The organism is Noviherbaspirillum sp. (assembly GCF_036846085.1).
In the GTDB taxonomy this organism is placed as follows: Bacteria; Pseudomonadota; Gammaproteobacteria; order Burkholderiales; family Burkholderiaceae_D; genus Noviherbaspirillum.
The window spans coordinates 1-1,430 of sequence record NZ_DAIUCO010000406.1 but is presented as its reverse complement, the minus strand read 5'-3'; the positions used below and the strand labels follow the sequence as shown (position 1 = coordinate 1,430).

Here is a 1,430-nt window from a genome sequence, read left to right as displayed (position 1 = left end):
CAGCAATACCGGGTTCTCGGTCACGCCGGCGCGCAGGCTGCCGCCGGCGCCGCCAAGGAACAGGACGGTGGTGAGCGACGGCTCGCAATTTTCGCCGATGCGCTGGACCACCTTCTCGACCTCGGGCGGCATCGGCTGTTCGACCGGTTGCAGGTTGTCGTCGAGGATGAACCAGGCGGCATGCTCACCGGTGGTGGAGGTCATCAGCAGCCGCATTCCCGGGCGCGCGATGGCCTGGTCCCAGCCTTCAATGATGGCGAGCGGGTCGGCGATGTCGGTGCCGCCCCAGCCGACGCCGGGATTGGCAACCTGGAAGTAACGGCCGGGCGTGGATTTGCGGCCGCGGATCTTGACGCCGGACAGCGGCATGTCGAGGCAGCGGCCGGCCTGGTGTTCGGTGAGTACACCGGTGATATGGTCGTCGACGACGATAACTTCATCCGCAAGGCCGAAGAATTGCCGGGCAAAAATGCCGATCGTCGCCGATCCGCAGCCGACTCGCATCCGCTGCTCTTCCACGCCGTTGACGATGGGCGCGCGGCCGGCCTGGATCAGGATCTGGGAGCCGCCGTCGATGCTCAGGTCCGCCGGTTGCTTGTTGCCGAGCAGCTGCATCATTTCCACCGTGAGCCGGCCTTCCTTCTTGCTGCCGCCGGTGAGGTGGTGAACGCCGCCGAGCGACAGCATCTGGGAGCCGTATTCGGCGGTCGTCACATGGCCGACGACTTCGCCCTTGTAGCGGACATTCGCCTGTTCCGGGCCAAGATAGCGGTCGGTATCGATCTTTACCTTGAGACTGCAGTAACTGAAGATGCCTTCGGTCACCACCGTCACCATGTCGACGCCTCGGGCGTTGGAGGAAACGATGAAGGGAGCGGGCTTGTAGTCGGGATACGTGGTGGAGGAACCCACGCCGGTGACGAACACCTCGCCGGATTGCAACAGGTCGCCGTTCCATTCGGCTTCGGCGACGGCATTGCCCTCGGCGTCGGGCAAAACGGGGCGGCCGGTGAACGGCACGACTGCGCCATCTTCCGACGCCAGGGTCTTTCTCAGGAGAACCACCGGATCCACACGCACCAGGGTGCCGTCGACATTGGCGTAGCGGTCGCAGGCGCCGGACCTTCCCGCCGTGATCTGGCACAACACCGGACAGGCATTGCATTCGATCTTGTCGCTGGCCATGCGCTCGCTGCGCGGCTTGGCACGCTCGAGGATTTGCGCCTCGAACTCCGGCAGGCCGTCGGTCTTGGTGTGCTCGGTCATGATGCTCGCGTCTCCGGTGGAATTGCGCTCGTCTGAGCTTGTCGCTTTTCTATGAATGCGCTGTTGCCTGAAATATTTTTTCAGCTGCCGAAGTGTAATCAGCGACTTTGTTCATCAGCAGCCCTCCGTAGAGTTCCCTCCCCCTCGTAGGGGGAGGGTTAGGG

Annotated in this window: 1 protein-coding gene; it reads right to left on the bottom strand. The window is 63.6% G+C overall.

Annotation, left to right across the window (positions count from 1 at the left end; genetic code table 11):
• The coding region (locus V7080_RS25350; RefSeq protein WP_334191150.1) for a 6-hydroxynicotinate reductase at positions 1-1,266 on the bottom strand (1,266 nt) is incomplete at its 3' end.
• Positions 1,267-1,430 lie beyond the last annotated feature (164 nt).